This is a genomic window from Pirellulales bacterium, assembly GCA_033762255.1.
Lineage (GTDB): Bacteria > Planctomycetota > Planctomycetia > Pirellulales > JALHPA01 > JANRLT01.
Genome location: JANRLT010000014.1, coordinates 49424 through 70777 on the forward strand (window position 1 = coordinate 49424; position 21354 = coordinate 70777).

Here is a 21354-nt window from a genome sequence, read left to right on the forward strand (position 1 = left end):
GCTAACGCTTGCATGCTGCACATTGCGACCTATTGCGCATTGGCTTTTGGCGGCACACTTGCCATGGGAGCGTCCATAGCGGCTGCTGCGGGATTTACTGCATCGGGATTTTCTTGCGGCGGATTTAACTTTGGCGCAGGAGCCGTGGGCATTTGCCCCGCCTTGGCCTCGTACAGTTTGTCGTACAACGGCATGTGGCGGTAATACACCTCCAGCATGTAAATACTAAAGCAGGTTGTGAACAAGCGTCCCCCGTTGGACCCCCATTCGTCCCCGTCGGGGTCCCAGCTCCCTTTTTCAGCGCCGGTCTTTACCTGCGCCGACGGCAACGCCTGCCGCATCACCGCGTTCCATTCCTTCCAATAATCCCCCTCCATGTGGTGGCACACCTGAGTCGCATAATACCAGTAATAGACGTTCATCTTTTCCATGCTGACCGGATTTGCCACCAGCCGCCGCACGCCATTCACCAGCCGCTCGTCATCCCGCTGCCAACCCAGGTACTGCCGCATGAGCAGCCCCTCCGCGGTCATCGCGGCGGTCGGGCTGCCATAATTTGGCCGGTAATGGTAGGTGCTCCCCCCGTCACCCTGCGCGGCATCCAGATAGCGGGTGATATTTTGAAAAGCGGACTCCGGCACATCCAGCCCAGCGATTCGCCCGCTCATTAGCCCCATGAGCAGCCAACCGGTAACGGAGGTGTCGGAATCGGGGGTCAAGGCATAGCGCCAGCCCCCCGCCTGGGGGTCTTGGTTTTTTACGGCGTAATCAATCGCCCGCTGCGCCGCGGCCTTGTATTTGGGATCTTTGGTCATGGCGTACATTTCGCACACCGCCATCAGGCACTGCCCATGCGTGTAAAAATGCTGCTGATTGCCATTGTCGATGGCGGCGCTGGTAAACAGCCCCTCCTCGGTCTGCATTTTGAGCAGTGCGTTCCACCCTCCGGCGACCACGGGGGTAAATTCCTTGCTGTATTCGTTAGACAAATCGGGCTTATCGGTGATGCCAAATCCCTGGAACGCCAAGAGCGCCATCGCCGTGGCGGCGGTAGGATTTTCAAAGGTGCCACCCCCTTTATAAGGTCCCACCAGACTCCAAGCCTTGGTTTGGGGATTTTGCTGCCGCACAAGCCACCGCAGCCCGGCAATGACGGCCTCCTCGGTGGTTCTATTTCCGCCAAAACGTGCCAGCAAACCCTTTTTACTTCCCACTTGGCGGCCATCGGCAATGCCATTGACCGGGGCAATGATCGAACTGGTGGCCGTTACGCCATCCGGCACAATCTCCATCGGGGTGGGAGCGGCAAAGGGATCATCCACTGGCGGGAGGTCGTTGATCGAAATATCTTGTTCGGTGATTTCGGGATTTTTGGGACCTTCGATAGTTGTCTCGGCAATCAGCTGATCCCCTAGGGCCTCGGCCCAAATATCCTCGGGCTCCTCCACACTGACCTGAATTTCGCGAAATTTTGGCAACTCGATCGTGGTGATGCAAAGCGCCAATATCAGCACCAGCGCGATATGCAGGACCATGCTGATCAAAAACGGGGGCGTATTGCGAATCAGCACCTTTTGAGGTTCTTCTTCTTGTAACTCCTCTTCGGTGTGATCGCGCACGATCTCCGTCCCGGCATCTTTTTTAACCGGGATCGGCTTGGCCGGAATGGGGACCGGTTTTGGCACGGGCTGGGGCTTTGCCGTTTTGCCAATCGATGCCTGGATCTTTGGTATGCTGACCGGTGCCTGCGGATTTGCCACTGTGGCTATCGTGGCCCCGGTGGCTATCTTGGGCACAGGCAGGGGGACCGCCGCTGCGGGGCTGCCACTTTGGGGAAAAACTGGCACCGGTTGAGAAGCATTTGACTGCGGAGAATCTGGTTGTGGATAGGCTGGCACCGGTTGGGGATAGGCGGGATGCGCCGTCGCGCTGTTGCCGGCTGAAAATGTTGGTTGCCCGGGCCACAGGGGGGAACCTGTTCCGCTTGCCCCTCCTGACACGGGAAAAGGGGCTCCCTGCGCGGGATATGCCTGCCCAGGAAAGGAATTTCCACCCGGAGCATAAACTTGACCCTGGGGAAATACTGGCACGCCGCCAGTTGCGGCCTGCACGACCGGAACAGGGAACTGCCCCGGCTGGAGTGATTGCGGGGAATGGCCCAATGGCGTGGGTTGACCCGTCTGCGGCGGAAATTGGGGATTGGGGGGATTCATCCTAACTTCTCACCGAAAAGTACGGCCAGGTGGCTTACGTTGACTGCCAAACTAGATTTTTACCCTACTGGCGAGGCAAATACATTACAAGCGACTGGGCGAGGACCTCCCTCATTGCTGCCGACGATAGGTGAACCATCGGAAATAGGGCCCAGGTTCATATTGAATTTTAGCTGGGGAAAAGGGGTGGAGCAACAGAAGTGTATACAAATTCACAAGTTACGGGAAATTGCCGCAAATTGGGGGCATTTCCGGCGGTTGTGGAAAAGCGGACAAGTTGGGGGGGTAATGAGATCGAGATGAAGCGGAGGGAGCAGTCTGGTGGATGCAGCCTTGTATGCTAATTCGCCAAAAGTGGCCAGGATATTCCGCAATGTCGCTGCAAACGGTGGAAGCAGCACTGTAGGGATTCGCTAGCGCGTTACCCAGATCGTCATCCGCCAGACGGCCCCTGATCAGCCCTATTTCTAAAGCGTAATTCGTATCAGTAAATTGATTTGGCAGCGAAAGTATTGTGTGGGAAAGATAAACTTATTGAAAAAATTTGCGAACCTTACCCGCCGAACATTGCACTTTACTTCATGAATTACAATTCATCATTCTGCCTTCATCATTCCGCATTGGAGAGCCCCCCTAGCCAGCGCTAGGCCAGACTGTTAAGATTGGATTTACTGACGCGGGGTGGAGCAGCCCGGTAGCTCGCGAGGCTCATAACCTCGAGGTCGCAGGTTCGAATCCTGTCCCCGCAAATAGAATCGCTAGTAGCAATAATTTGTTACCCACAGTTTAATCGTGAAGCCAACATCATCCGATGTTGGCTTTTTTTTGTTAGAACGCGATTACTTTGTGGGAGGTTACGATGCGAGTTAGTGCACATGGCTTGGAATTGAGACACTTAAGAGACTGCCGCGGGTAATCAGGTTGCCAACTCGACTGATCCAATCGAGCAAAGTCCAAGCTGTCTCTGTCCTTGCTAATTGCTACGGTTTAAGAGTTTATTGCCTAGTTAAAAGTGAGATTTGAAGCTGCAGGGTATGGTAGCTTGTGGGAAAAAATTAAGCGGCACGTGGCGAATGCGAAATTTTCTGTGCAATTGAGTGTAATTTTTGAAATGGCTTAGAGGATCGAGTAGCAAAATGCCCCAAGATTTGCCAAAGATGAGCTTGCTCATGTGTCAACCATACGTTTATTAGGGATTTATTTCTAAATGGATTTAGTTGCTTTTTCTTTAAAAAAAAGTAATATGAACTACTAATATCCATCAAGCATATAGGTTCATCGGCCTCTTTCCCAGCTCATTCTTAATTTAAGGTCAAAAAATGCAACTCTATCGTCATGGCGATTTGTTAGTACAAAGCGATCATCACTTGCCCTCTGAAGCCAAGCGATTGCAGCACTTGGTCTTGGCCGAAGGTGAACTGACAGGGCATTCGCATCGGATTGCCGAAAAGGATGCCGCTGTACTTTATCGCACAGAGCTAGGAGAATTGTTTTTGCAAGTGACCGCCAAACAAGCCACCTTGGTCCATCAAGAGCATGGTCCGATCGTGCTTGGGACGGGTATCTATTCCATTTGGCGTCAACGCGAATACTCGCCTCGCGAAATACGCGTTGTTCGTGACTAGGCTTATTTCTGAGATGGGCAACTATGTCAGTTCATACGATCACATCAGAAACTGCCCAAACACGTTGGCGGCAAGGTGACTTCACATCACATCAAGTCGTGAGTGGAATCATCGACTATTCCGTTGATAAGGGTGGTGAATTACCTCCACGTTTCCCTGAGTACTTAACGGTTGATGTACTAAATCTGTCAGGCCGTAGCCAAGTCGTCTTACCCAAAGGGTTGACCTGTTATGAACTTGATCTAAGCCGTACGGATATTGCGAGTTTGCCCGATGATTTGAAAGTGGAATCGCGTCTTAACTTAAGTAATTGCGAGAACCTTGAGAAATTACCTCACGGACTTACCGTCGGGACGTTGATCCTTCGCGGTTGCACTGGATTAAAAGTTTTGCCGGAGGGACTTGATGTCTGGTTTTTGGACATGACAGGTTGCTGGGCCTTTGAGTATTGGCCTCAGTTCGCGCGGATTCGGACGGGCCAATTACAATTGCGCGGTTGCACCGCCATGCAAAAATTGCCAAAGTATCTGCAAAAACTCTCGGCTCTAAATGTGCGCGATTGCCCGAATTTGACCAGTCTACCAACTAATTTGTGCGTCAGCGGGTGGCTGGAGCTAGGACACAGTGGCTTAACGCGCGCAGAGCAATTACCCGTAGGCTGCCACCAAAGTCAACTGCGTTATGCGGGTGTCAATGTAGACAATCGCATCGCCTTTCATCCGGAAACTATTCGCGTAGATGAGGTACTGCAAGAAACTAACGCTGAACGTCGCCGGGTGTTATTAGATCGCTATGGATTCAGGCGGTTTTTAATCAACGCCGGGGCGGATATCTTGGATCGAGATACAGATCCCGGTGGGCAACGCGAATTGGTACGACTGAAATGGGAAGGGGACGAAGAGCTGGTCGCGTTATCATGTTTTTGCCCTTCGACCGGTCGGCACTATATGATTCGAGTTCCTCCGACGACCCCCACGTGTCGTCATGCGGCGGCATGGATTGCTGGCTTTGACGACCCCGACCAGTACCGACCCGTTCTAGAGACTTAATCCATTTGTTAATTTTGCCGAATCTTAACCTTGAATTCCAAAAGGAAAATTCATGTACTCAAACTTGTTGACAAATTTTTGCGGCTTGCCCGTGACAGATTTCAATGATGTTTCTGATTGGCAAGGGGTCGAAACAGCGTATCGCTTGCGCTCTGAATACAATGACCAAGAAAGCATTGCCGACCGCCTCAAAAAATTGCTCTCGATCCCGGAATCAGCACAGCTTAAAAGCCTAATCATTGGTGCCTGGTCGGAAGCTTATGAAAGTGGTAGCAATAATACTATTGATATACTAATTAACGCCGCTCCGAAGCTGCCTAACTTGCGCTCGATATTTATGGGGGATATCACTTATGAAGAGTGCGAAATCTCGTGGATCAATCAAGCCGATATGTCGCCACTGCTGTCAAGCTTTCCGCAGTTGGAAGTCTTCCGCGTGCGCGGCGGGACGGGTTTGGCTTTTTCTAAGATTAAACACGCTCATTTAACCGAGTTGGGCGTTGAAACCGGCGGCTTATCTCGATCAACTATTCGAGAGATTTTTCAATGTGATTTCCCTGCCTTGGAACATTTGGAGTTGTTACTCGGTGAACCGAACTATGGCTTTGATGGCGGTGTCGAGGACCTGCAACCGCTGTTGTCGGGAAAACTCTTTCCAAAACTCAAGTTCCTCGGCTTGATGAACAGCCAGATCGCCAATGACATAGCCGCCGTGGTGGTGAACTCGCCGATTGTCGAAAGAATCGAAATTCTTGATTTATCGATGGGGACCATCGACGACGAAGGAATCAAGTCGCTACTAGGTTTGGCCGAATGTACGAATCTGAAACAACTCAATGTGTCGCACCATTATGCCACCCCGACGACGATTGAAGAACTCAAGAAAGCCCTACCTTTTCCAGTTATCGCCGATGAAGCCCAGGACCCCAACGAAGAATGGAGATCGGTAGTCCATGCCGAGTAGTCCAGCGAGGTCGTTGACCATCATCGGTATTCCGGAGACTCGTCGTATCCAATCGATCCAGGCAGCGGCGACGCGGATGGGGTATGTTCAAGTGCAAGTCCTGAGCTATCTGGAACTTTTTGCGGATGCCAGTCGGTTGCAACTTTGCGAGGGATGGATTCGACTCGAGCCTCCAAACGAATGTTGGGCCACTACCCGTTTAATTCTCCAAGCAGGCATTGCCGCTTGCCAAGCCGGGAATCGACCGTACTTAAGTCTCGCTGCATTGGAAACGTTAACCTATATTAAAGGCCAGATGCTAGCCCCGTGGCAATGGTATCACGGTTTTTGCCACTGGCTGCATATATTTGCCGCGGAGACACCGCATTTACAATGGCTGAATCATCCGCACCATATCATGATCGCCTTTGATAAACTACAAACATTAATAAGCTGGGATAAGATGTCGCTACCTACTCCGCCCCGTTATCCAGTGATTAGGGGTTATGACGAATTACGGTCACTGATAAAAGTGCGCCACGCGCGCCTTTTTTTAAAGCTGCGTTATGGTTACACGGCTTTAGGTGCGGTTGCCTTGGAATGGCACAATGAGAAAATCCGCGCATTGACCACCATGGAAACAGTTGAAACTGGCGGTCAAAAGAGATTATTTTTAAATAAACGCGTCCAGCGGTTGCGCGATGAAAGCCAGATCGCCTGGCTGGTTGACCGTCTAGCGCAAGAGGAGCTGCTGGTCGAGGAGTGGTTGCCCAAAGCTCGCTACCAAGGTAAAAACTTTGATTTACGGGTGGTTGTTTTTCAAGGTCGGCCCCAACATGTCGTTGGTCGAGCAACCGCAGGACCGTTCACAAATCTTAATTTAGATGGCGTGCGGTTGTCGCGTGAGGATGTCCAAGCATCGCTCGCAATGATATGGGGTCAAATCGAGGCCTTGGCCGGGCGGGCAGCCGACCAGTTTCCACTTTGCAAGATGCTCGGACTCGATATTTTAATTCATGCTGATTGCCAGCGCTGCTTCTTGTTGGAAGCGAATGCTTGTGGTGACTATCTACCGGGACTTTTGCATAAAGGCGAAACAACCCATGAGATGGAAATGCGTGAATTGCTGGCGACTCACGGGAGTCACAACTGATGCCAACCGCAAACTTGCAAGACATTTTGATGATCACGTTTGACGCCCTGCGTTATGATGTGGCGGTCCAGGCTTGGGAACGGTGGCAGACACCATACTTACGCGGTTTGATACCAGCGGGTTGGGAGCAAAGACACAGTCCCGGCAATTTTACATTCGCTGCACACGCGGCGTATTTCGCGGGATTTTGGCCTACACCATTGCAACCTGGCAAGGATCGCCGACCGTTTACGTTACAATTTCCGGGGATGCGTCCAACGTTGGCCGAGACGATGGTACTGCATGGTCCGCATATTATTGAGGGTTTGCGACGCGTAGATTATCAAACCATTTGCATCGGCGGAGTAGGTTTTTTTAATCCCAGTACGCCATTGGGGAGTCTCTTTCCCAGTTACTTTGAACAGAGTTATTGGCAACCAGAATTTAGTGTAACAAATTACTCCTCGACCGCAGCGCAAGTACGCATGGCGTGCCAAACCTTGGAATCCGCGGACCGTGAACGTCCCGTTATGCTATTTTTGAATGTTTCGGCAACGCATGCTCCGACGGTGGACTATGTGGCGGGAGCAAAGGCGGAATCTTGTGACACCCAAGCCGCGGCTTTAGCCTATGTAGATCGCTGCTTACCCGCTTTATTTGCCGCAATCCAAAAGCGTAAGCGCGTGGGAGTGGCATATCTGATGTCGGATCATGGTACGCTTTTTGGCGAAGATGGTTGGGTCGGCCATCGTGTCAGCCATCCTTTGGTCTGGAATATTCCCTATACAGAATATCACTGGGAACCGCAGTCTTGACTATGAGCCTTCTTCAAACGACGACGTTGGGTGAGTTCGCGACTTACGCCTATTCTTATCCGCATAAATCGGCCTATGGTCGTTTAAGTCCGCCTATCAGTATAAATCAGATTTGGCAAGCAGAATCGACAGAGCAGTTATCGCTATACTTACACATGCCCTTTTGTGAAATGCGATGCGGCTTTTGCAATCTATTTACTCAGTCGCAGCCGGCGGGGGATCAAGTCGCTACATATTTGAAAGCCTTGGCTGTTCAAATGTCAGTCGTGTCGGATCAAATTCCAAATTTGCATTTTAGTCAATTCGCGATTGGCGGTGGCACGCCCACATTTTTAGCAGCAAATCAACTAGAAACGTTGTTCGAGCAATTGATTTATAGACTAAAGCTTGATTTTGCGCAAACACCTACTTCGATCGAAACTTCACCAGGGACCGTTACGAAAGAACGTTTGCAGCTACTCCGTGCTTACGGGATTCACCGCGTCAGTATTGGTATACAATCTTTTGACAAACAGGCCGCCGGGCTATTGGGTCGGCCACAAGAAATATTAACTGTTCTACGTGCGTTAGAGTTGCTGTCAAAGTACAACTTTCCCGTGCTGAATATTGACTTGATCTATGGCCATCCGGAGCAATCTTTATCGACTTGGCTAGAAGATATCAGGCAAGCTTTAAGGTTTGCTCCCAACGAGTTATATCTTTATCCGTTATATATTCGGCCCCAGACTGGCTTGTCGAAAATTCTCCCGTACCAGCATACGCACCGTGTTGATTTATATCAATCAGCGCGAGGACTGTTGCTATCGGAGGGATACCGCCAGTTGTCGCTGCGCGCCTTTCAAAAGCCAAGCGCTGCCCGCCACTCGACTTATGCTTGCCAACGCGATGGTATGATTGGATTAGGCTGCGGTGCTCGCTCTTATACACAGGAAATCCACTATGCGACACGTTTTGCGACGACACAAGCTGGCATCCAAACAGTGCTCGCTGAATGGATTCAGCAGACTCCAGCGGAGTTTGCATTAGCTACGCATGGTATCTGGTTGTCACGCGAGGAGCAGTTTCGTCGCTATTTGATTTTGAGCTTACTGCCCGTGGAAGGAGTTTTGTTAACTGAACTACAAAATCGTTTTCCCGATTTTGACTATCGTGACTTGTCTGGTATCAAACAACTCCAAGAGCGTAACTGGGCTGTGATTCAAGACCAGCGACTGCAATTGACACCTAAAGGTTTACAATACTCAGATCAAGTTGCTCCGCTGCTCTATTCGAATACAGTACTAGATAAACTCCAAGCTTTTGTGCAGTTTCAATCATCTCGCGAGCCGGTGATATGAAACTGACCATTCTTTACCGCGGTGAATTGGCTAGTTGCAACTATGCTTGTGGCTATTGTCCGTTTGCCAAACGCCGTGATACACAAAAACAATTGCAACTCGACCGTGTGGAATTAGCCAGGTTTGTCACTTGGTTGAAGGAGCAAGACCAACATCAGTGGCAGTTACTGTTCACACCGTGGGGCGAAGCACTGATCCGTCCTTGGTATCGTCGCGCGATCAGTGAACTGACTTTTCAGCCTCACCTCCAATCGGTTACGGTACAAACCAATTTGACTTGTCCATTACATTGGCTACTGGATTGTCAAAGCACGAAGCTTAATATTTTGGCCACTTTTCATCCAACTGAAACAACAATCCCGCAATTCCTGAAAAGAGTTTCGGCAGTTCAGTTGGCTGGCGTGCACATTACAGTGGGCATGGTAGCCGTGGCTGAGCAATTAACGTTGATCCACGAATTCCGTCGTCAATTACCCTCTGAAATCTACCTATGGCTAAACCCGCAGCAACCTCGCCGTCGGCCTTACACCACCAACGAGCTTGAGCAGTTTGAGCAGATTGATCCCTACTATCAACTGTCAGCGCAACGCCTGCTGTCTCAGGGTCTTTATTGTCCCACGGGCGAAACCTCGTTTACGGTATCGGGCTCAGGGGCGATGCGTCGTTGCCATTTTATAGATCAAATAATTGGAAATATTTACGACTCTGACTGGTTCTCAGCGTTACAACCCCGCGCATGCACGCGTAAAACCTGTGATTGTTACTTAGGCAAGTCTCAATTTTCCGCAAAGAAAATCGAGCCGATATTCGGAGAATTCACTTTGACGCGCACGCCCCTGCAGTGGCCTGCTCTGACTGGAATGATTTAGCATGTGCAGCTGAGTTGCTAAAGCAAGATTGCCTTGTTGCGTTATTCTAAAGCGATTCGTGGGACACAAAAATGATTCGTAAAGCAAATGGAATGTGAAATGATCATTTCCAAAGGCATTTCTTTACCTAAGCAGTTTTAGCACCCCACGCAACCTCTGCGCCAGGGAGTTGAATACCCGGATTTGTTATATAAAGTGATCCCTATAAAACGATGACCTGAGTGCCGTTATGCGGTCCATGCTCCGCCATGGCACCGCAAAAAGTGACCCATACCAAGCTGGGGGGGAATGGTTCCCCTCTGGAATTTAACCCAGCAGCAAAAACATGCGTCTGATTTTCCCCATTCTAGTCCTGTTGACTTTACCCGGTTTTACGGTGGTGGCTCATGCCGCCGACGTCGCGGGGCGTTCCCCCGAGTTGCAGGTATTGGACCGTTTTGTGGGGACCTGGGATTTTACCGTCACCGCCAAACCGCGCGACGGACAAGAGTCCACCCACAAAACCTCTGAAACACGGCACTGGTCGCTGGGCGGAAAGTTTGTCCTGTTCGAGAACGCGCAGACAGAGAATCCGGACGAGCCCCATCTTCATTTGTTAGTGACCTACGATCCCTCCACCAAGTCGTATCCGGCGGTCATGATGATCGGCGCCACGCGTTGGCTGGTCGACGGCACGTGGGATGAACAGAAAAGCACGATGACTTTTATGGGGAATTCGCCCGTGGATGGCCAAACCTTTGTCGTTCAGAATCGATTCGTCGACAAAGATCACTGCGAGACAACGGGAATGCTCAAAAACGCCAAAGGCGAGGTCTTTTTGGAACTGACGCAAAAGCAAACCCGCCGCGCGCAGTAAGTACCGCGACACACGCCACGCAACCGGGGCAATTGCCATGGTGAAAGTGTGGGAGTGCGTGGCATGACCGCATCGCGGTCCAAAAAACCGCACAGCGATCCTGTGTCAACGCCCAAGGGGCCTTCAATTGTTCATGAGATAATTCCTGCCCCGGGGCAAATGCAGGATACGGATTGAGGCCGTTTTGCGTTAGAAAGTGCCGTAGGGCAAAACGTGTCTCGCAAGTTAGCGTAGTTCCGACTTAGCACGGTAACAATGCCCCATAACATCGCCGCGATCTAAAACAACAGGACGTGATGCGCTGTACGGATTTGCTCCAGCCCTCCTTGTGTTGACACCGCCCTGCACACTACTTCACTCCGGCCCTCTCCCGAGAGAGGGTTGGTTAAGAATAATTCGCAACCATCGGGAGAGGGGGAAGAGTCGTGGGGCGGAACGTGTCTCGCCATAATGTCTGTCGGACCAGACATTACCGACACCAAGTGCTCGTTTCTTATTCACGCAACAAAAATCGCCCCTGGTTCGAACGGATCGGACCAGGGGCGATACACCAGAAGGTTTTTAGATCAACTTGAGCACATGCTCGGCAAGGTTTTTCTCGCCCAGCACCACGCTCAAGCGTCCCGCCGAGGCGATTTTTTCCAGGATTTCCAGTTCCCGGAGGCGCATCAGCGTGGGATTATCGGCCAACAATTTGGCGGTGTTGGACTGGCTGCGCATGGCGGCGGTTTCCTCGCGGCGCATGATCAAGTTGGCTTCGGCCGCCTTGCGCGACTCGATCACCTTGTTCATGAGGTCCTTCATGTCCCCCGGCAGGATCACGTCGCGAATACCGACCGAGCGAATTTCGAGACCCAACACCAAAGACCGCGTTCGCAGCGCTTGCTCGATTTCCCGAGCCACTGTGTCCTTGTCACTCAGGAACGCATCGAGTTCGCGCATGCCGATCACGCCCCGCAAAACCAACTGCGTTTCCCTGTAGAGCGCCTGGCGCGCGTCCTCGGTTGCGCTGACCGCTTGGCGGGCATCGGCAATCCGGTATGTCACCAAGGCATTCAAGCGCAGGGTCACCTTGTCGGCGGTCATCAGTTCCTGGCCGCTCACCTCGGCGGTCAACTCGCGCAGATCGACCTCGACCACCCTTGCGTCCGCCGTGCCGCGCCAAAACGCGTATAGCCCCGGCGAGAGGGTATCCGCGTACTTGCCGTCGATGTACAACACGCCGGCATGGTCTCGATCCACCGCGCAAATATCCAGCGACACGCGGGCCTGCGGCCAGCGCGCGATGGTCTTGAAGTGTTCATGCTCGAAACGCGCCTGACGGGCATCGATCACTTCCACCGCCACCTGCTTGTGGCCCAGCCAGTATGCGTACAAGCCGGGCGCCAGGATTTGGCTAAAGCGGCCATCGATCCACACGAGTGCCCGCTGGTGATCCCGCAAATCGAGCACTTCGGCCTTGCCGGCCAAAGCCCCCGACTTGACGATCAGGTCGAGTTTTTCGTGCGTAATCCAGGGGTCGCGCCGCGAGACCACATCCACCTTTACCTCGCCGAAGGGATCAAGCAGCCAATGCGCGCCGCTCCCCAGCACTCCGGCGAATTCGCGATCGCGAAAGCACAAACCATACTCGTCACTCCGCACCTTGATTCGCTTGACGCCGAACATACCGACACCTCCACTTCCATCACTGCCACAAAAAAAACAGGAAATAATTTGCCGACATTCGTGCCGGCAAAGGAATAAATGCAACACCGTTGGATGACAAGACGTTTGCCAATCCCACGTTTTCCGGCGGAATGCCCTTAAGCCGCGACTGGTTGGCGAGGTTCGCTAGTTTTAGGCGTGGAACGCGCTCCGCCGTAGACAGAGCGTTGTTTCGCCGCCGTTCACAAGTTACTATTCACCGGCCAAGCACGGCGGTATTCAGGCATTGCAAGGCTGAAATTCATGTTGCCGCGCGTCATGCCCAGGGCAACGCGCGCGGCGGATCGAGCGATCGTATGTCATCCGCGGGTTTCAGGGTGGGCGCTTGCGCGCCCGCGGACCGGTTAGCAACCGGTTGTTGGTACGGGAGTCGAACCCGCGACACTCAGATTCTTAGTCTGATGCTCTGCCACTGAGCTAACCACGCTAGGATACCCCGTCGTTAAAACCCATGTACGGAACACGGTCAAGGAAATGGAAACCATCCAGACCGCGCCGCTGGCCGGGAGTATCATTGCTTGCCTCTAAAAAACGCCCGTGGGAGTCGAACCCACGTAGCCCTGGTCGCAGCAAAGCGCCTTGCTGGCTGACTCTGGCGTTAAACAGTTTCCTGCCAGGATTTTTCAAACCATGTCAGGCGGTTAAAGAGATTTCCAGCCCACCCGCCAGCGGACTGGTAAATTTCAAAAGAGAACGACTGTTTAGCGTTCCCATAGCTCCGCCGTGCCAGAGCGCCGCCTGCCCGTCGGACGATCAACCCTTTATGTAGATAACCAAGCCCCGCGCCGCGGAAAGGATCAAACCTTTTCGCGACGCGCGCTTGGCTTTAATCGAGAAACGCCACGTGCCGCATGGCGGGCGCTTCGCTTTCTCGATTCATCAACACCTGGTGCCAATCGTGCAGGACGATCGTGGCGTGATCCGGATGGCGAACCCGTCCCCGGGCATATAAACCAGGGTTGCGAACCATGATTCGCCACTCCTGGTTTTTCTGGCGGGGACCGCGATTCATCAATTCGCGATATTTTGCCTCGGTGATTCCCGTGGGATAACGGGCCGAAACATACACGCGCTCTCCGCCCGTGCGATACGCATACTCCAGCCAATGCGATTTTCCGCGTCCGCGGGAAAGGCGTTCGTTATTCAGCACCGTCCGCGGATCGATCCGCAAACCGTTGACTGGCACGAAAAACCATTCCCCTTGACGCAGAAACGCCGCGTTATGCCGGGTATGCCCCTGCGCCTGCGACAACCGCAACTGCGACTGACGCTCTCGTACCTGCGCGGGTTTCAGAGCCTCCATCGCGTTGCGGACCGTCGATGTTGCGCCGTCCGGAACCGCCGCCACAAACCAATGCCGCTCGTCATGCCCGCACAGGAACTTGTGTTTTTCCCGGATCGTGGCATGCTCGCGGGTCATGAGCAATAAATGGCGCAGCTTGGGCTCCAGGTTGAGGACCAGCATTTCGGGCCGCGAACCCGGGGTAATCCGCACGTCAAAGTATTCACCCCGACGGTCATGCGCAATGTCCAGAGTCACCATACCCGAATCTTGTCCCCAATTGGGACGCGTTCGCTCATGCACCCGCACGCGGGCTCCAATGCGCGAAAACTGCCGTTCTAAAATGGAAATATCCATAGAATTTTCCCGTGAAAAATTCGGATTAACCCTCTCGGACCATCCGAAAGGGAACAAAACAAAACCGTTGATACTTTTCCGCTAAACAACTTGGCATGAGTTCCCTCCTTTCACAAAAAAATGGGGATGAACGGCCGGATCGCTATTCTGTGTAACGCCTGGCCAACGAATGTGCCCGGGCCACTGGGCCGCGGGTTTTACCGTCAATTCTGGGAGAAAGGACAGTCGGGCGGGAACTCGGTTCGCGCAAGAAAAGACGAAATTTATTACAGACTCCCTGCGAATAGGCCGATATTTTCACCGCTTGGGGGAAAACTTATTATCAGTACGCAATCCTAATTAACCGATCATAGTTGGATGGACCGGGAAACACGTTCCCGGTGAGGGTTTAGCCACGGTTAGTTGCAATCGGGCGGATCGTGTTCCGCCATCGTGCCTGATATAATGCGCCATATCGATGCGCTGTAATGCTGCGGGGGATCGTGTTCCGCCCTACGAACTACACTATGCGCTGCTGGCGCAATGTAACTAGGCGCGGCATAACCAAGCATCATCTGCCTCCTGGATTCACTCATACCATCGTGAAATCAATCTTCAGCCTGGCCGGGTTCATTTGGGCGTCGCCGAATACGCTTGTGGGGCTGGTTATCGGATCAATAGGACTTCTGTTTGGCGGTCGAGTGCGGGTCGCGGGACGGGCAATCGAGTTCTATGATGGCGGAATCAAGTGGTTCGTGCATCGCTTGCCTCACGGGCAGTTCACCCTGGCCCTGACGCTTGGCCATGTCGTTCTAGGCCAGACGGATGCGTCCTTGGTCATTTCCCGCAAACACGAGGCGGTCCACATTGCCCAATACGAACGGTGGGGGCCATTCATGATTCCCGCCTATTTCCTGGCTTCCCTCTCTGTTTATCTTGCGGGAAAACGATTCTATCGCGACAATCCCTTTGAACGCGAGGCCTATGACCGGGATGGGGGGGAACACGATCCGTGACAACGCGGCCCGCGAATACTCATGGTATTCCAACTCAACAGGCCACACCGCAAACTTTGTTATAATAAAGCCAATCCAATCAACTCACCAAATAGCGCGTCCTGCCCAAAGCGTCCAGCGCGGCGGCCCGCTCCTCCACTCCTGTCGCCAAAGGAGAACAGTTCGATGAAGAACGTTTTTTGCTTCGGATTCCTCTGCCTGAGCGTGTCGCTGGCCGCGTTATCCCATCCCCTGGCGGTAGGTCAATTGCCAGTTCCGTCCGGCGGCAATGCCACAAAGCCGGTCCAGCCCCGTCAACCTGGTGGTAGGCTGGGCGATCAACTGGGCGTCTACTTAACCATCGAGGGTGTCAGGTCCGAGGGGGCCAAGGTCGAGACCGGGACGTTGTTGGTGGATACCGTCGATGGAAAAAAACTTGAACAGCCGATACCGCTGGTCATCCGGGGGGCTATCGTTGCCGACCACAACCTGCAACCGGCCCACCTGAGTCTGCCCGCCCAGCGGCGTTGCATCCTCCGGGGATATGAGTCGGGGGAAATGATCGGTGTCCCGTCCGCTGTCTTGGCAGCCGCCAAAGAACAAGGCTGGGAGCAAGTCCCCCAAAGTCCCGTCGCATGGCAATGGCGTCCGTACTTTAACGCGCTGGTGGTGGTTGAACCGCAAGACTTGGAGCTGCGTCAATACTAGTGCCGAATTAGCGTTAGCAGGGGATACGCGGGAATCGCGGAATTGCTTCTCAACTTTGCCGCGCAGCCACAAGGGGAGGCATTAGCAGCCCAGAGGGCAATACTAAGGACCATGAAACTGGCTTGAGCAACGACCAGCACACAATCTTTGCTGGGCGCTGGTGTTATGGTCGGGTTAATGTGCGCTGTATCGACCAGGCGCTATCACTCACCCGTAAAAACTTTATGAAAATCATTTTACTCGGTAACGCGGGTTCGGGAAAAAGCACCCTGGCAAAGCTCCTTAGCGCGCGGCAGCCTACGGATGTGGCCAGATTGTCTTTGGACCAAATCGCCTGGGACAACGGCATAAACCGCAAACCCTTGGCTGAAAGTCAACAATTGCTGTTGGAATTTATCGCCACACACCAGCATTGGATTATCGAGGGGTGTTATTCCGATCTGCTCGTAACGGCAATCCCCTTTTGCGAGGAACTCCGCTTTTTAAATCCCGGCGTGGCGACTTGCATCCGTCATTGTCGTAGTCGACCCTGGGAACCGGAAAAATTTACAAGTCCGGAGGAACAAGCGGAAATGCTGGAACGTCTGATTGAATGGGTGGGAGAATACGAGACCCGGACGGATGAGTTTGGACTCGCTCGTCACCGCGCTATTTTTGAGGGATTTGCGGGAAAGAAAGTCGAATATCAACGTGTTGAGGATTACCAGGCCGACTAGGGGACGATGCCTTCGCTGTTAGCTGTAAATCATTTAAATATTCAACTTGCTAACTCATTCGGCGAGAGAATCGGCACGTACATTCTTTACAAATCTCCCGTTTCTCCGTCTGCTACTTCTCGCCTCTGGGCTTTGCCTCTTGTTCCCTCTGCGCGCCGCGGTCCACGGGCACACGCCCCCTACGTATGCCTTACCCCTGGTATAAAATTTGCTTAAGCTTTCCAAGCTTGTAATACCTTGGAATAGCCAAAAATTATATAAGGGGGTCTTTTATGGATAGTCTGCAAGTTCCCGTCGATCCCGTCGCCGTGGCGCCTGACCAACGTGACGAAATTCCCCCACGACAGCAAAATCCTGCCGGGCAGCCCTCGCGGGAAGCTGACTCGCCGGACGATGGCACACACCAAGTGGTGGCGGATCTGGCGTTTCAACGCCTGATGATCGCCAACGTTGTCTACTTTGGCCAGCCGGATGGCACTAACAGAGCTTGGGTTCTGGTAGACGCCGGCGTGCCCGGGAGCGCCAGCTCCATTTTGAGCGCCGCCGAAAACCGTTTTGGCAAAGGAAATCCCCCTGCGGCGATCATACTCACCCATGGACACTTTGACCATGTGGGGGGATTGACCCAATTGGCGGAGCGTTGGAATGTGCCAGTCTACGCGCATTATCTGGAAATGCCGTATTTGGATGGGAGCGCTTCCTACCCCGCCCCGGACCCGACCGTGGGTGGGGGCCTGATGTCCGCATTATCCAGTTTTTACCCCCGCGGGCCAATCAACGTGGGCGAACGACTCCAACCTCTTCCGCGGGATAACAGCGTCCCCGGCATGCCGGGTTGGGAATGGATTCATGCCCCGGGCCACACTCCGGGTCAAATTGCCCTCTGGAGGGAAACCGACCGGTTTTTGATCGCCGCCGATGCCTTTATAACGACCAGGCAAGAGTCGGCCTATGCCGTGCTGACCCAAACTCCGGAGTTGCACGGACCGCCGATGTATTACACCCAGAACTGGGATCAAGCCCGGGAGACCGTCCGGCATTTGGCGACGCTCGAGCCAGAATTTATCGTCACTGGTCATGGGCCGGCGATGCGTGGGCCAGAAATGCGCCAGGCTCTGCACACCCTGGCGCGGGACTTTGACCGGGTGGCGGTCCCCACCCAAGGGGTTTATGTGGAGAATCCGGCCACCGCCGCCAGCGGCACGGCATATCAACCGGCGAATTAACACAGGCGAATGGGTGAAGTGTCTCAGCCGTAAGGGAGGAGCGGGTACCGGCATGGTATCCTGATTGCGCCCCAGTGCAATAGAAAGGAACGTGTTCCGCCATTACCCGGTAACGATCTGCCGTAACGCTGCGGCGATGCAAAACGGCGGATCGTGATCCGCGCGACGAATCTAATTCCGCCGATGCCATCGGCGGCTTTGTACGCGTCGCGGCTAACCATCGCACGACTCCCCTACGCTTCTCGCTAAGCGGGCAAGCTGCGCATGTGCTCCAACGCGATGTAGACTATAAGGATTTCGTTGAATAAGATCTCAGGATATCTCTATTCAGGTTTTTTTACCCGAAATGCAATTTCTAGGCTCAAACCAACCGCAAATACAATCAAACCTGTATTTCTGATAAAAGCAAATGCACAATCCGGCCCACACGGGGGTGCAAGGAGCGCGCCAGCCATTAAACCCAGCACCAAATATAGCAGGCAGCGTGACAGTCGCTCGAGCGAAAAGAATTTACCCATCTGGAGTATTCCGGCGGTATCGCTGCCTCAACCACTGGCAAGGGGGCAATCATCTCAGGGGGATAGTTTTTGCCTACTTGCCGCAAATCCTTCTAATGCAACTTCGCCTACACTTCGGCGACAGAGTCGCCTCCTACAGCCTCTGCATTCGGCGACAGAGTCGCCTCCTACAGTTCAATTCTCTCCTCAAACTTCTCACTTCCCTCTGCACTCTTTCCATCCCCATTGTTCGAAAATCCCCGCGGTTCGCTTCCCGCCCAATCGATTTCCAGTTGGACGCCAAAGACCTCGTTAAACATCTCGGTCCGGCGACGCGCCCCCCACAGGTCGACTTCGGGCAGTTCTGGCGCCAGGGCCAACAGCTGGCATTCCTTTCCTTCGCAGAGCAGCCGGACGCCGCGCACGGTTTGGGTGCGGCTGCGGTCTAAGCCCCCCGCCACCCGCAAGATCGCCGCCAACTGCCGCACTTTTTCCTGGTCCGCTTTTTCCAGTTGATTAAAATTCTCGTGCTTGGGCTTGGGCTTGGCCCCGCGGTGATAGCGGGCGACATTGGCAATAAGCTGCAATTCCCGCGGGCGAAAGCCGGGCAGATTGCTATTCATGATCAAGTGGTAACTATGTTTATGATGCTGATCGTAGTTAATCAGATAGCCCACGTCCTGTAGCCGCGCGGCGGCTTCCAGAATGGGCCGGTCGGTCACATCCAGGGCAAAGCGGGGAATCATTTGCTCAAAGAGCATCCCCGCCAGTTGGGCCACGTGGCGGCCATGTTCGGGCTCTCCGCTACAGGCCAGGGCAAACCGCTCGAGCGCGTCCTCCCGGCCGGCGGCATGCTGCTCGGCGGCGCCTTGTTGTTCCTCGAGCATGGTCAAGATCAGCCCATCGCGCAAACCCCGGTTATGGATTTGCAGCATGTTGATTTTAAAGCGGGCCATGATCCGGTCGATAATGGCCAGCCCCGTTACCATAATGTCCGCCCGGTCGGGGGTCATGCCGGGCAAGTTGCGGCGCTGTTTGAGCGGAATCTTGCGCAGGCGATCGAGCAGGTGGCTCACTTCCGCCCGCGTGACCAGATAGCCGCGCACCGGCAGGCCGATCTGCCCCTTTTGGGCCATGATCATTTCGGCCAGGGTGGTAAACGTGCCGCCGGTCCCGATCAGCAGGTGCGGCATAAAGAGGGGCTTGCGGGTGTGCTTTTTTAAGAGGTCTTCCACATCGGCGATCAGTTTTTCGTATCCGCCGGGGATGGTCGAGGGTTCGCTGCCGTGAATTTCGGTCAGGCGGACGGTCCCCAGCGGCGTGGAGTAGATCGCCTCGATCGCGTTGCCGCTGGCCATGACAAATTCGGTGCTCCCCCCGCCAATGTCGACCACCACCACGTTTTTTCCCGTAAGGTCAAACGCCCGCTGCACGCTGGTAAAGGCCAGCCGCCCTTCCTGCTGGCCGCTGATCACCTCGATGGAGAGGCCCAACTCTTCCTGGGCGCGGCGGACAAAGTCTTCGCGGTTGGCCGCTTCGCGGACGGCGCAAGTGGCGATGCAGCGCAGTTGGGCGACCTGAAAACCGGCGGCGATTTGCTTAAACCGGCGGAGCGCGGCTAGGGAATGTTCGATCGCCCCTTCGTCCAACATGCCCGAGGAATCGAGCGAGCGGCCCAGGCGGGTCGGTTCGCGGTCTTCGTCCAAGATGCGGTAATTACCCCCGCGCAGCGGTTCCGCCACGATGAGGCGGACGCTATTCGAGCCGATGTCGATGGCGGCCAACCGGGTGGCCAGTTCCGCAAAGACCTGTTGTTCTTCCATAGAATTCCGCAAAAGATTCTAGCGCACGCCTCCCCGCGAAAAAGCGGTCGTGCGATACTTTTATCATAGCATGAAAGGGAAAAATTCGGCAGGCCGCGGCAAAATTGTCATTGCCCCTCGTTTTTAACCTGACCTTTCAAAAATTCCAAATTCACCATTGGGGTTAAATTTGTTACTATTACATATTGAAACAGAGCCATTTTTTTGATGGGGCCAAAAAATAATCTCCATCGTCCAGCCCGCTTAACGTCTGTATTTCATTTGCCGCATGCTGGTTGCCCATACGCCTTTGCCCCCTCCGAATTTCTTTGGCCAGGGGGGCTGCGCGCTGGCTATTGGCAACTTTGATGGCGTCCACGGCGGCCACGCGGTACTGCTCGAACAATTGGTCCAGTTGGCCAACTTGCAACAGTTGCCCGCCGTGGTCCTGACGTTTGAACCGCATCCCCTGGCCTTGCTCAAGCCCGAGCTGGCCCCCATCCCCTTAACCACGTTAAACCGCAAAATCGAACTCCTGGCCGCGCGGGGCATCGCGGGGGTCTGGGCATATCCCACCACGCCTGATTTTTTAAATCTTTCGGCGGCGGACTTTTTTCAGAGGTTGGTGGTCGAGCAACTAGCCGCGCGGGTGTTGGTGGAGGGACCCAATTTTTATTTTGGCAAGGATCGGTTCGGGGATGTGCGCTTGCTGGGCCAATTGTGTGCGGCGGCAAACATTGAATTGTGCGTGGTTCCCCCCCAGGCGGTCGCGGGAGAGTTGATCTCGAGCACGGTTGTGCGAAATTTGCTTAGCAGGGGGGATGTCGCGGCCGCGCGGAGGCTGCTCACGGCCCCTTACCAAATTAGCGGCCAGGTCACGCTGGGGGCGCAGCGCGGGACGGGACTGGGCTTTCCCACGGCCAATCTGACGCGGATCGCCACGCTCATTCCGGCGGCCGGCGTGTACGCGGGCCTGGCAAAAATCGGCCCGCAAACGCTGGCTGCGGCGATCCATATCGGGCCTAATCCCACCTTTGGCGAAACCCGGCCCAAGTTTGAAGTGCATGTGCTGGATTGGTCGGGTAATCTGTATGATCAAGAATTGACGGTCACTTTTTTGTGCCAGTTGCGGGGCGTCCGGACATTTGCCAACGTGACAGAGTTGCGGCAACAGTTGCAAGTCGATATCGCGCGGACACGCGAGGCAGCGGCGACGGAGCTGCGGGGTTAGAATTATTCCTATTTC

17 protein-coding genes and 2 tRNA genes are annotated in these 21354 nt (G+C 53.9%); 14 read left to right on the forward strand and 5 right to left on the reverse strand.

Features of this window, described 5'->3' with window-relative positions; genetic code table 11:
• Positions 1-29: 29 nt before the first annotated feature.
• Positions 30-2213: a hypothetical protein gene (locus tag SFX18_03830; protein ID MDX1962258.1), complete on the reverse strand. Its 2184-nt coding sequence runs from the start codon at positions 2211-2213 to the stop codon at positions 30-32.
• 675 nt (positions 2214-2888) lie between these two features.
• Here SFX18_03830 and SFX18_03835 point away from each other — a divergent pair.
• From SFX18_03835 to SFX18_03875, 9 genes are all read left to right on the forward strand, one after another.
• Positions 2889-2962 (forward strand) — tRNA-Met (locus tag SFX18_03835).
• A 570-nt stretch (positions 2963-3532) separates the two neighbouring features.
• Complete coding sequence (locus tag SFX18_03840; protein ID MDX1962259.1) at positions 3533-3838, forward strand: hypothetical protein; 306 nt, start codon at positions 3533-3535, stop codon at positions 3836-3838.
• A 23-nt stretch (positions 3839-3861) separates the two neighbouring features.
• Positions 3862-4887 carry a hypothetical protein gene (locus tag SFX18_03845; protein ID MDX1962260.1) on the forward strand — a complete coding sequence of 342 codons (1026 nt, stop codon included), beginning with the start codon at positions 3862-3864 and terminating at the stop codon, positions 4885-4887.
• Between the two features lie 52 nt (positions 4888-4939).
• On the forward strand, positions 4940-5851 hold the full coding sequence (locus tag SFX18_03850; GenBank protein MDX1962261.1) for an STM4015 family protein: 912 nt from the start codon (positions 4940-4942) through the stop codon (positions 5849-5851).
• A gap of 13 nt (positions 5852-5864) precedes the next feature.
• Positions 5865-6983 (forward strand): STM4014 family protein, encoded by a 1119-nt coding sequence (locus tag SFX18_03855; GenBank protein MDX1962262.1) that lies wholly within the window; start codon positions 5865-5867, stop codon positions 6981-6983.
• Positions 6983-7777, forward strand: coding sequence for an STM4013/SEN3800 family hydrolase (locus SFX18_03860; GenBank protein ID MDX1962263.1), 795 nt, complete (start codon positions 6983-6985; stop codon positions 7775-7777). The genes SFX18_03855 and SFX18_03860 overlap by 1 nt, the downstream gene beginning before the upstream one ends.
• A 2-nt stretch (positions 7778-7779) precedes the next feature.
• Positions 7780-9114 (forward strand): STM4012 family radical SAM protein, encoded by a 1335-nt coding sequence (locus tag SFX18_03865; GenBank protein MDX1962264.1) that lies wholly within the window; start codon positions 7780-7782, stop codon positions 9112-9114.
• The gene (locus SFX18_03870; GenBank protein ID MDX1962265.1) at positions 9111-9983 is read left to right on the forward strand and encodes an STM4011 family radical SAM protein; all 873 of its coding nucleotides are present in this window, start codon (positions 9111-9113) and stop codon (positions 9981-9983) included. The genes SFX18_03865 and SFX18_03870 overlap by 4 nt, the downstream gene beginning before the upstream one ends.
• A 325-nt stretch (positions 9984-10308) precedes the next feature.
• Positions 10309-10839: a DUF1579 family protein gene (locus SFX18_03875; protein ID MDX1962266.1), complete on the forward strand. Its 531-nt coding sequence runs from the start codon at positions 10309-10311 to the stop codon at positions 10837-10839.
• A 561-nt stretch (positions 10840-11400) separates the two neighbouring features.
• On the opposite strand, the gene SFX18_03880 is transcribed toward SFX18_03875, so the two are convergent.
• From SFX18_03880 to SFX18_03890, 3 genes are all read right to left on the reverse strand, one after another.
• Positions 11401-12507 carry a slipin family protein gene (locus SFX18_03880; protein ID MDX1962267.1) on the reverse strand — a complete coding sequence of 369 codons (1107 nt, stop codon included), beginning with the start codon at positions 12505-12507 and terminating at the stop codon, positions 11401-11403.
• A 394-nt stretch (positions 12508-12901) separates the two neighbouring features.
• Positions 12902-12972, reverse strand: a tRNA-Leu gene (locus tag SFX18_03885).
• A gap of 400 nt (positions 12973-13372) precedes the next feature.
• Positions 13373-14185 carry a hypothetical protein gene (locus SFX18_03890; protein ID MDX1962268.1) on the reverse strand — a complete coding sequence of 271 codons (813 nt, stop codon included), beginning with the start codon at positions 14183-14185 and terminating at the stop codon, positions 13373-13375.
• Between the two features lie 581 nt (positions 14186-14766).
• Here SFX18_03890 and SFX18_03895 point away from each other — a divergent pair.
• The 4 genes from SFX18_03895 (at position 14767) to SFX18_03910 (ending at position 17809) form a co-directional block, all read left to right on the forward strand.
• Positions 14767-15180: a hypothetical protein gene (locus SFX18_03895; GenBank protein ID MDX1962269.1), complete on the forward strand. Its 414-nt coding sequence runs from the start codon at positions 14767-14769 to the stop codon at positions 15178-15180.
• 165 nt (positions 15181-15345) lie between these two features.
• Positions 15346-15867: a hypothetical protein gene (locus SFX18_03900; protein MDX1962270.1), complete on the forward strand. Its 522-nt coding sequence runs from the start codon at positions 15346-15348 to the stop codon at positions 15865-15867.
• A 224-nt stretch (positions 15868-16091) separates the two neighbouring features.
• On the forward strand, positions 16092-16583 hold the full coding sequence (locus SFX18_03905) for a hypothetical protein (protein MDX1962271.1): 492 nt from the start codon (positions 16092-16094) through the stop codon (positions 16581-16583).
• Between the two features lie 272 nt (positions 16584-16855).
• Positions 16856-17809: an MBL fold metallo-hydrolase gene (locus SFX18_03910; protein MDX1962272.1), complete on the forward strand. Its 954-nt coding sequence runs from the start codon at positions 16856-16858 to the stop codon at positions 17807-17809.
• A 685-nt stretch (positions 17810-18494) separates the two neighbouring features.
• On the opposite strand, the gene SFX18_03915 is transcribed toward SFX18_03910, so the two are convergent.
• Positions 18495-20129 (reverse strand): Ppx/GppA phosphatase family protein, encoded by a 1635-nt coding sequence (locus SFX18_03915; protein ID MDX1962273.1) that lies wholly within the window; start codon positions 20127-20129, stop codon positions 18495-18497.
• Between the two features lie 268 nt (positions 20130-20397).
• Here SFX18_03915 and ribF point away from each other — a divergent pair, with 268 nt between their 5' ends.
• The gene (gene ribF, locus SFX18_03920; GenBank protein ID MDX1962274.1) at positions 20398-21339 is read left to right on the forward strand and encodes a riboflavin biosynthesis protein RibF; all 942 of its coding nucleotides are present in this window, start codon (positions 20398-20400) and stop codon (positions 21337-21339) included.
• Positions 21340-21354: the final 15 nt, after the last annotated feature.